The sequence below is a fragment of the Streptomyces sp. NPDC060205 genome, assembly GCF_042728395.1.
Classification (GTDB): Bacteria; Actinomycetota; Actinomycetes; order Streptomycetales; family Streptomycetaceae; genus Streptomyces.
The window spans coordinates 1-9,905 of sequence record NZ_JBHWZP010000333.1 but is presented as its reverse complement, the minus strand read 5'-3'; the positions used below and the strand labels follow the sequence as shown (position 1 = coordinate 9,905).

The window sequence follows — 9,905 nt, the reverse complement described above, 5'->3', positions numbered from 1 at the left end:
CCCCTGAGCCCCTCAGGGGCGCGGGGAACTGCGCAAAGGGGGGCGAGGGGGCGCAGCCCCCATGCGTGGACGGGACCGGGTAGGGGCGGCGGGGGCGAGAAAAAGGCCCCTCAGCCCACCGGTGTGGACTCCCGCGGCTCGGCGGCCCGTTCAGCGGCCCACGCGCCCTTCCCTCCGGGAAGGATCCGCGCCAGCCACCCCGACCGCCCCGCGGCCAACGGCCCCAGCACAGCCAGCACAAGCACATACCCGGCGATGAACGGCGACAACCGCTCATCAAGCCCCGCCACCGCCGCCATCGTCGCGAGAATGAGCGCGAACTCCCCCCGAGCGAGCAACGTCGTAGAGATGTTCGCGGCGGGCCCGGGCCCGAACCCGTAGATCCGCGCGGCCCCCAGCCCCGCCAGCACGTTCATGACCAGCGTCACGGCGACAGCCGCCAGCACCGGCCACAGCACGGTCGGCAGATCCCCCGGGTCGATCGACAGCCCGAACGCGAAGAAGAACATCGCCCCGAACGCGTCCCGCAACGGATGCACCAGCTTGAGGATCCGCGGCCCCGACGTCGTACTGCCGAGCATCAGACCGACCATGAACGCCCCGATCGCGTCCGCCACCCCGAACCACTCCGAGACCCCCGCCATGAACACGGCCGCACCGAGGAAGGAGATGACGAGCAGTTCGTCGTCCCTGGTGTCGAAGAGGCGGCTGACGATCCGCGTGCCGAAGCGCGCGGCGAGTGCCAGCAGCAGCAGGAAGGCGAAGGCCTTGCCGCCGTCCAGGACGGCCGAGCCGAGGGAGTCGGCGCCGGACAGGATGGGCTGGAGGGCCGCCAGGTAGAGGGCGAGGAAGATGTCCTCGACGACGATGATCCCGAGGATCGGCTTGGTCTCGGCGTTGCCGAGCCGCCCCGTGTCGACCAGCACCTTCGTGACGATCGCCGACGAGGAGATACCGAGCACACCGGCGAGCACCAGCGCCTCGGACGTACCCCAGCCGAGGGCGAAGCCGAAGGCCAGGCCCGCGCCGACGTTCAGGGCGAGGTAGGTGCCTCCGGAGAGCGCCATCCGGCGCCCGCCCGCCTTGAGGTCGTCCAGGTGGAATTCGAGGCCGAGGTAGAAGAGCAGCAGGACCAGGCCGAGCGCGGAGAGCATCTCCATCTCGTGCGGGTCGGAGACGAGCACGAAGCCGGGGGTGTGGGGGCCGAGGAGTATCCCGGCCAGGATGAACAGGGGGATGGTGGGGAGCCCGATCCGGGCACCCACGCGGGCGAGAACGGCGGCGGCCAGAAAGGCGCCGCCCATGGCGATCAGAAGCTCTGCGTGTCCGATGGGCCCGTTCCTCCTTGGTCGAGGGGGTGGTCGGCTGAACAGGAAAAGTGGGTCAAGAGAACGTCAAGAAAGCGTCAGTACTTAGTTTACCAAACGATTAAGAAGTGCCAAGAAGGGTGGGGTTCTCCCCACCCGGACCCGGCGGCCGTCCTCATGGTCACGGCCGGTCCCTGATCCGTAGCGTCGAGGCGTCGGCGGCGAACGCGGCCGACGAGCGGGACACGACGGACGACGAAGGGGCGGACCCGGCCATGGGGCTGCGCAGGAAGCGGTACGAGGACCGGGACGCGGCATCTGGCACGGCACCCGGTACGGCCGGTCACCCGGCGGGCCCGGTCCGCGATCCGGCGGGCCAGGCCGGTCCGGCGGGGGAGGGAGCCGTCGAACTCCGGGGCGTGCGGCGCCGGTACGGCCGCGGCTCCTCGGCGGTGCACGCCCTGCGCGGCATCGACCTGACCCTCCCGCGCGGCAGCTTCACCGCCGTCATGGGGCCCTCGGGGTCGGGCAAGTCCACGTTCCTGCAGTGCGCGGCCGGCCTCGACCGGCCCGACGCGGGGACCGTCCGCCTCGGCGGCACCGAGATCACGGGCATGAGCGAGAACAAGCTGACGGCACTGCGGCGCTCCCGCCTCGGGTTCGTCTTCCAGGCGTTCAACCTGCTGCCGTCCCTGACCGTCGAGCAGAACGTCGTCCTGCCCATGCGCCTCGCAGGTCACCGCCCGGACCGGCGCAGGGCGGCCGACGTCCTGCGCCAGGTCGGCCTCGACGGACTGGGACGCCGCCGCCCCGGCCAGCTCTCCGGCGGCCAGCAGCAGCGCGTCGCCATCGCCCGCGCCCTGGTCACCCGCCCCGACGTCGTCTTCGCGGACGAACCCACCGGCGCCCTCGACACGACCACCGCCGCCGAGGTCCTCGGACTGCTCAGGCAGGCCGTGGACGGACAGGCCGCCACCGTCGTCATGGTCACCCACGACCCGACGGCCGCCGCCTGGGCCGACCGCGTGCTCTTCCTCGCCGACGGTGCGATCACCGACCACCTCGAAGGAGCCCCGGCCGACCGGATCGCCGCCCGTATGACCGCCCTGACGGCCCCCGCCCGCATCCACTCCGCCGCGCGGGCGGCGGCCTGATGTTCGTGCCCAACGGGCTCGCCCGTGCCGCCGTCCGCTTCAAGCCCGCCGCGTTCGTGGGCACGTTCGTCGCGCTCGCGATGGCCGCGCTGATCGTCTCGGCCTGCGGCATCCTCCTGGAGACCGGCCTGCGCGCCTCCGTCCCGCCCGTGCGCTACGCGGGCGCCCCTGTGGTCGCCGCCGCCGACCAGCGCGCCCACCTCGTCACCGGCCACGGCGAGGACCGCGAGGACGACCCCGTGCCCGTCCCGGACCGGGCCCGCCTCGACGACTCGCTGGTCGCGCAGGCCCGCGCGGTGCCCGGCGCCCGTACCGCGGTGCCGGACGTGACCTTCCCCGTGCAGAAGCGCACCGGAGAGCCGCTCACCGCGCACGGCTGGGGCTCCACCGCCTTCACCGGCGAACGGCTGACGGCGGGCCACGCTCCCCGGCAGGGCGAAGTCGTCCTCACCGAGGGCACGGTGGGCGACCGCGTCACCCTCACGACCGCCGGCGGCCCCCGCACCTTCCGCGTCTCGGGCCTGGCCGGAACGGGCGGTCCCACCGCCTGGTTCGCCGACACCGAAGCCGTACGCATCTCCGGGCACCCCGCCCGCATCGACGCCATCGCCGTCCTCCCCGAGGACGGCACATCCGCCGACACCCTCAGGTCCCGGGTGGCGCACGCCCTCGGGAAGCACGCGCAGGTGCACACCGGCGACGACCGCGGAGCCCTGGAGGACCCCTCCCTCGCCGAGTCCAGGGAGATGCTGATCGCCCTCGGCGGCTCCTTCGGCGGCACTGCCACCACGGTCGCCGTCTTCACGGCCATGGGCACGGTCGCCCTGTCGGTGGCCCAGCGCGCCCGCGAGTTCGCGCTGCTGCGCGCCATCGGGACGACCCCGCGCCAGATCCGCCGCTCCGTCGCCACCGAGACTTTGCTCGTCGCGCCCCTCGCGGGCCTGACCGGCTGCCTGCCCGGGATCGCCCTGGCCCGCTGGTGGTTCGGACAGCTCAGGGACAAAGGCGCGATCCCGCAGGCCGTCGGCCTGTCCGTCTCGTGGATCCCGCTGCTGTCGGCCGTCGGTACGGTCCTGGTGGCGGCGCTGGTCGCGGGGTACGCCGCCGCCCGCCGCCCCGCCCGCACCAAGCCGGGGCAGGCGCTCGTCGAGGCCTCGGTGGAACGGCTGCGCCCGGGCTGGATCCGTACCCCGCTCGGGATCGCGGCGGCCGTCGGAGGCGCCGTCTGCGCGGGCCTCGCCGCCTCGCTGAGCGGCGAGGACGCGGCCAACGCGGCGCTGGGCATCGTGATGCTGTTCATGCTCTCCGTGGCCCTGCTGGGCCCGCTGGTCGCCCGCGCCTGCGCCGCCCTGTTCGGGCTCCCGCTGCGCGGAGCGGGCGCGTCCGCCTCGCTCGCCGCCGCCAACTCCCGTACCAACGCCCGTCGGATGGCCTCCGCGATCACCCCGATCGTCCTAGCGGTGGCCTTCTCGTCCGTCCTCGTCTTCCTGCACACCAGCGAGGAGCGGGTCACCCGGCAGCAGCAGCGGGACGGCATCGTGGCCGACCACATCGTGACCTCCGAGGCGGGCCTCGCCCCCGACACCGTACGGAAGGCCGCCGAGGCCCCCGAAGTCACCGCCGCCGTCGGCCTGTTGCGGACCGAGGTGCTGTACCGGGGGGACGGAACGCTCGACTCGGCCTCCACGCAGGGGATCACGGGCTCGCCCCGCGACCTGGCCCGCGTGCAGGACCTGAAGGTGGAGAAGGGCGCCCTGTCCCTGCGACGGGGCGAGGTCGCGGTCGACGCCTCCCTCGCCGCGAACGTCGGCGTCGGCGTGGGCGACCGCATCGAACTGCGCCTGCCCGACGGTACGAAGACCTCGCCGCGCGTCGTCGCCACGTACGGGCGGGGCATGGGCCTGTCGCAGATCACCATGGCCCACGCCGATCTCGCGACCCACGTCACCTCCGCCCTCGTCACGGAGGTGTGGACGAGGGGCGGGACCGCCCGCGGTCTGGCGAAGGCGGCGGGTGAGTCGGGCACGGTCCTGGCCCGCGGCGACTACACGGCAGCCCGGTCCCTCGACCTCGAACTGAACGAGTGGGCGAACACCGTCATGGCGGCCGTCCTCGGCGGATTCGCGGCCGTCGCCGCCGCCAACACCCTGGTGATGACCGTGCTCGACCGCCGCCGGGAACTGGGCACTTTGCGGCTCATCGGCTCCACCCGCCGCCAGGTGATGCGCATGATCCGCTGGGAGGCGCTGCTCGTCGCCCTGGCGGGCGTCGCCCTCGGCACGGCGATCGCACTCGCCACCCTCGTCCCGATGACGAAGGGCCTGACGGGCCAGGCACCGTACATACCGCCGCTGGTGTACGGATCGTTCGTGGCGGCCGTGGTGATCCTCGGGCTGACGGCGGTGACCGCACCGGCGCGGGCGGCGCTACGGGGCACACTCGACGCATGACCGACAACGAGCCCCGCCCGCTGCTGACCCTCACCGAGGTCGAGGCCCTGGCACGCAACGCCCACGCCGCCCAGACGGACAAGGCGGGCCGCCCGTACGCCGAGCATCTGCGGGCGGTGGCGGAGGGGGTGCGCGCCCGCGGCGGCGACGACGACCAGATCGCCGCCGCCTGGCTGCACGACTCCGTCGAGGACGGCGTGCTCTCCGAGGACTGGCTGCGCGGGGCGGCACTCTCCGCCCGTACGAAGGCCATCGTGCTGGCCGTCACCAAACGCCCGGACGAGCCCCCACAGACCTACGCCACCCGCATCCTGAACACCCCAGGAGCCCTCCTGGTGAAGCAATCGGACCTGGCCCACAACACGAACCCGGAACGCCTGTCGGCCCTGAACGAAGAGACCCGCACCCGCCTGACAGAAAAGTACAGAAACATGCACGAACTCCTGGGCCTGCACACCACCGAGCGCCCCTGAGAAGCGCCCCCGCAGGGGCGCCCTCCAGGGGCGCGGGGAACTGCGCGGCCAGCCACGACCGGCCCGCAGACACCCCACTACCGCAAGCGCACGGGCCTGCGATCGGGCCAACCCGTCAAGACTTGGCCCGCTCGCGAGCAACCTCCGTGGCATCCCGGCGGAACGCCCACTCCATCTTCGGCTCCATCGCGAAGCGAAACACCCGCTGCACCAACGGCGTGCACAGCGCCGTGATGACCGCCGCGGCGAACACGGACACGAACACCTCGCCGACCGGATGGCTCAGCCAGGCGTAGTCGTCGTACCAGCCCCAGAAGCGGGACCCCTTGGCGAGGAAGCCGTGCAGCAGGTAGCCGTACAGCGTGCCCGCGCCCAGCACCGTGAACCACATCTTGCGCCGCGGCACCCACGCGAAGAAGCACGACGTGAGCACCATCGAGCAGCCGAACATCGCGAGGGTCATCACGACACCGGCCCACCAGGGCGCACCCAGCTCCTGGGCACTGTCACGGTGGTAGAACCACGCCGAGTTCATCCGCGGCCCCGCCCAGTACGCGAAGGTCAGCGTGAGCGCGAGCACCGGCACCGACAGGATCCGGACCTCGCGGCGCCGCATGATCTGGAAGTGCTCGGGCTTCATGAACAGGCCCACGACGAAGAACGGCAGGAACTGCAGGACCCGTTGCAGGTCCAGGTCGTCGCCGATGTCGGGGGAGACGGAGGCGAGGACGGCGATGGCGAGCGCGAGCGGCACGGGCCAGCGCACGATCTTCCACAGCGGGACGGTCATCCGCCACACGAACAGCGCGACCAGGAACCAGGTGAGATACCAGGGGTCCAGCAGGCTGATCGGATGGCTCGGGTCGTCGTCGGCCCACCTCTTGAAGAGGGAGTACGCCACCTCGAAGAGGACGTACGGCACGACGACACCCGTGATCAGCCGGCGCAGCCGGTCGGGGCGCATGTCGAAACTGCGGGAGAAGTAGCCGGAGATGATGATGAAGGCCGGCATGTGGAAGGTGTAGACGACCATGTAGAGCGCCTCGGCGGCGCGGCTGTGGTCGGTCAGCGGTTCCCAGGCGTGGCCCATCGCGACGAAGACGATCGCGAGGTACTTGGCGTTGTCGAAGAACGCGTCACGCTGTTTGGCGGGTCTTGTCTCCGGCGCGGCGGCGGTGCCCGCGTGCGGTGTTCCTGCTGGTCGCGGACTCGGTACTCCGGAGGCCGGTGACTGTGCCGGTGGGAGTGGAGCCCTCTGTTGGCCGTGCGGACGGAGCGAGTTCGTCACAGACCCTCCCACCAGGAGCCGGGGGAGACGATCCGCGACCTCGCCGCGCATGCGGGGGACGAGGCGGCGTAGGACATCTGAAGCACCCTAGCGTTGTCTGTGGGATTCCGTAAAACCCCTGAGTCGAATCCTGCTTATCGTCCCTCGGGTACCCAGGATTTGGGGAAGTTGACATGGCAATGACTATGGCGGTCGCCACATTCGGCAGGGGTGTTACGTCCTGATTCGTCATGACTAAACATCGCATACCACCCGCGGGCGACTCTGGTGGAATGTCCGATCGAGTCGGCTTTAGTGCCCTGTTAGTGCCCCGCCCGGCAGGGTCCGCGTGTGCCTGTGCCAACAATTCGAATTACCTGCGAACAGGTTGTGTGCACAGGTGGGTGGACATGGAAACGATCTTTCGGAATTCCTCGCGCGAGGGATACCTCGAATTGCCGTGCGGGGCCTGGCCGTTCACGTCGGTGACCGATGGATGCCTCACCCGCCGCATACGGCGGCCCTGTTGGTGGCACGATGGTTCTGGCGGGGGTGTGCGGGGTTGCACCTCCGGGCCGGGAGAGCGGACCGACCGTAGGGTGTGATCAGTTGTGGCCATTTCGCTGTCAGTGGTGCTGCTGTTGGCGATCGTCCTGGTGGTGTTGATACGGGGCGGATCGATCAAGGCGGGGCCGGCGGTAGTCGCCGTGCTCTTCGGCTTCTTCCTTGCCTCCACAGGCATGGCGGACGACATCCAGCGCTTCCTCAACTCGATAGCGGAGACCATCAACTCGATCCAGTTCTGAGCGGGTGCACGGGCCCGGCGATCCATGGGCGCGCGGCGCGGGAGCGGACGGGGCGGGACCGCCCGGACCCGCTGCCCGGCACGGTCCGCGCACGGCCGGCCCGTCGACGACCCCGGAACGGGCATTTCGTCTTCGCTACTGCCACGGTTTCCGTCGCCGCCACGGCCATGGTCACGACCGTGCCCGCGCCCCGCATGTGCGGCCCGGCGCCCGGCACGCGAACGTCCGCCCCTTCCGCGCGCCTTGCGGGCCCCTGCGGGCTCCCCGCGGGGTCGTGGGGCGCACGGCGCTCACGAGCCCCCGGCCCCTCGCCGATCGCGCACGACTCCGGAGGCTGCGTCCTGGTTCCGCGCGCGGGCCGTCCCGTGCCCCCGGACGCCCCGGCCCGCCTCCTCGCGCCCCCGCTCACGCTCCTCGCTGACCGGCAGGCGAGCGGGCGGCGGCCGGCCCGCGGCCGGAAACGCGTCAGGGCCAGGCGGAGGAAGCAACCTCCGGCCTGGCCCTGAGCCGTACAGAGCGGGCGACGGGAATCGAACCCGCGTAGCTAGTTTGGAAGACTAGTGCTCTACCATTGAGCTACGCCCGCACAGCATGCACCGCAGGTCAGTGACCCGCGGCACTGAAGCATCGTAGCGGGTCGCAGCCCCTCGCCGCACACCCCGTTCCGACGGGCGGCGACGCCCCCGGAAATGCGGGCATGGCACGGTCCGCGGGCATGTACCCTACGTGTCGCACCAGACGGGGTGTGGCGCAGCTTGGTAGCGCGTCCGCTTTGGGAGCGGAAGGCCGTGGGTTCAAATCCCGCCACCCCGACCACCGTGCCGGAGCACCGGCGAGATCACCTTTTTGGGGCGTGTACCGGCTGCGGCTAGTATGCAAACTGCGCGCCCGTGTGTCTGCATTTTTACGTCCCTCAAGGGCCGCCAGTCCGCTGAGGCTCCGCCGTATCCGGCGGTGACCGTCAGTAGAACCCAAAGAAGTCAGCCCCCAAGGAGACCGAACCGTGAAGAGCGCCGTGGAGACCCTGAACCCGACCCGGGTTCGGCTCAGCATCGAGGTGCCCTTCGAGGAGCTCAAGGACAGCCTCGACGCGGCGTACAAGAAGATCAACCAGCAGGTCACGGTGAAGGGGTTCCGGAAGGGCAAGATTCCGGCTCGTGTCATCGACCAGCGGTTCGGCCGCGGTGCGGTTCTTGAGGAAGCGGTCAACGACGCGCTTCCGAAGTTCTACACCGAAGCGGTCAACGAAGCCGAGCTGAACGTCCTCGGCCAGCCCGAGGTCGACATCACGGAGCTGAAGGACGGCGAGACGCTGAACTTCACCGCCGAGGTCGACGTGCGCCCGACGATCGAGATCCCGGACTACTCCGGCATCGAGGTCGAGGTCGACGCCGTCGAGGTCGGCGAGGAGGACATCGACAAGGCCGTCGAGGAGCTGCGCGAGCGCTTCGCCTCGACCGCTCCCGTCGAGCGTGCCGCCGAGGAGGGTGACGTCGTCACCCTCGACCTGGAGGCCAAGGTCGACGGCGAGGTCCTGGAGGACGGCGTCGCGAGCGGCGTCTCCTACACCATCGGCTCCGGTGAGCTGCTGGACGGCATCGACGAGGCCGTGAAGGGCCTGGAGGCCGGTGGCGAGGCCACCTTCTCCTCCGAGCTCAAGGGCGGCTCGGCGGCCGGCAAGGAGTCCGAGGTCACCGTCAAGGTCAGCCAGGTCGCCAAGCGCGAGCTGCCCGAGCTGGACGACGACTTCGCGCAGCTCGCGTCGGAGTTCGACACCCTCGAAGAGCTGCGCGCCGACAGCCGCAAGCGCCTTGAGAACATGAAGCAGTACGACCAGGCCACGCAGGCCCAGGAGCGAGTCCTGGAGAAGCTGCTTGAGCTCGTCGAGGTGCCCGTCCCCGAGAAGCTTCTTGAGGACGAGATCAACACCCGCAAGCACAACCTGGAGCACCACCAGCTCGGCCAGATGGGCCTCGACCTCGAAAAGTACCTGGAGATCCAGGGCAAGACGGCCGAGGAGTTCGACGCCGAGACCAAGGAAGCGGCGGTCAAGGGCATCAAGACGCAGTTCGTCCTGGACGAGCTCGTCAACAAGGAGAAGCTGAACGTCAACCAGGAGGAGCTCACCGAGCACCTCATGCGGCGTGCGGCCTCTTCGAACATGTCTCCCGACCAGTTCGCCCAGGCGGTCGTCGAGGGCGGCCAGGTCCCGATGCTCGTCGGCGAGGTCGCCCGCGGCAAGGCGCTTGCCGTGGTCGTCGAGGCCGCCACCGTCAAGGACACGAACGGCGAGGTCGTGGACCTCGACGACGAGGACGAGGACGAGACCTCCACGGAGGACTCTGCCGAGGGCTCGGCCGAGGAGGCCGCCGAGGCCGCCCCGGCCCCGGAGAAGACCGAGGCCTGACCGCCTCGCGGTACGCGGCTACGGGCCCCCAGGACGCTTCC

Annotated in this window: 7 protein-coding genes and 2 tRNA genes; 6 read left to right on the top strand and 3 right to left on the bottom strand. The window is 70.7% G+C overall.

What is annotated here, in order from left to right; translation table 11 throughout:
• Positions 1-110 precede the first annotated feature (110 nt).
• Complete coding sequence (locus ACFWGJ_RS36610) at positions 111-1,304, bottom strand: cation:proton antiporter (protein WP_387333226.1); 1,194 nt, start codon at positions 1,302-1,304, stop codon at positions 111-113.
• Between the two features lie 278 nt (positions 1,305-1,582).
• Here ACFWGJ_RS36610 and ACFWGJ_RS36605 point away from each other — a divergent pair, with 278 nt between their 5' ends.
• The 3 genes from ACFWGJ_RS36605 to ACFWGJ_RS36595 are packed head-to-tail and all read left to right on the top strand — an operon-like array spanning position 1,583 to position 5,384.
• On the top strand, positions 1,583-2,461 hold the full coding sequence (locus ACFWGJ_RS36605) for an ABC transporter ATP-binding protein (RefSeq protein WP_387333228.1): 879 nt from the start codon (positions 1,583-1,585) through the stop codon (positions 2,459-2,461).
• The gene (locus ACFWGJ_RS36600) at positions 2,461-4,911 is read left to right on the top strand and encodes an ABC transporter permease (RefSeq protein WP_387333224.1); all 2,451 of its coding nucleotides are present in this window, start codon (positions 2,461-2,463) and stop codon (positions 4,909-4,911) included. The genes ACFWGJ_RS36605 and ACFWGJ_RS36600 overlap by 1 nt, the downstream gene beginning before the upstream one ends.
• Positions 4,908-5,384 carry an HD domain-containing protein gene (locus ACFWGJ_RS36595; protein WP_387333222.1) on the top strand — a complete coding sequence of 159 codons (477 nt, stop codon included), beginning with the start codon at positions 4,908-4,910 and terminating at the stop codon, positions 5,382-5,384. The genes ACFWGJ_RS36600 and ACFWGJ_RS36595 overlap by 4 nt, the downstream gene beginning before the upstream one ends.
• Positions 5,385-5,499: 115 nt before the next feature.
• Here ACFWGJ_RS36595 and ACFWGJ_RS36590 read toward each other — a convergent pair whose 3' ends face one another.
• The gene (locus ACFWGJ_RS36590) at positions 5,500-6,672 is read right to left on the bottom strand and encodes an acyltransferase family protein (RefSeq protein ID WP_387333220.1); all 1,173 of its coding nucleotides are present in this window, start codon (positions 6,670-6,672) and stop codon (positions 5,500-5,502) included.
• Positions 6,673-7,262: 590 nt separating this feature from the next.
• Between ACFWGJ_RS36590 and ACFWGJ_RS36585 the strand changes: the two genes are divergently transcribed.
• Complete coding sequence (locus tag ACFWGJ_RS36585) at positions 7,263-7,457, top strand: hypothetical protein (RefSeq protein ID WP_107016269.1); 195 nt, start codon at positions 7,263-7,265, stop codon at positions 7,455-7,457.
• A gap of 515 nt (positions 7,458-7,972) precedes the next feature.
• On the opposite strand, the gene ACFWGJ_RS36580 is transcribed toward ACFWGJ_RS36585, so the two are convergent.
• A tRNA-Gly gene (locus ACFWGJ_RS36580) sits at positions 7,973-8,043 on the bottom strand.
• A gap of 153 nt (positions 8,044-8,196) precedes the next feature.
• Here ACFWGJ_RS36580 and ACFWGJ_RS36575 point away from each other — a divergent pair.
• Positions 8,197-8,273 (top strand) — tRNA-Pro (locus ACFWGJ_RS36575).
• Positions 8,274-8,460: 187 nt separating this feature from the next.
• Positions 8,461-9,864 carry a trigger factor gene (tig, locus tag ACFWGJ_RS36570; protein ID WP_387333217.1) on the top strand — a complete coding sequence of 468 codons (1,404 nt, stop codon included), beginning with the start codon at positions 8,461-8,463 and terminating at the stop codon, positions 9,862-9,864.
• Positions 9,865-9,905 lie beyond the last annotated feature (41 nt).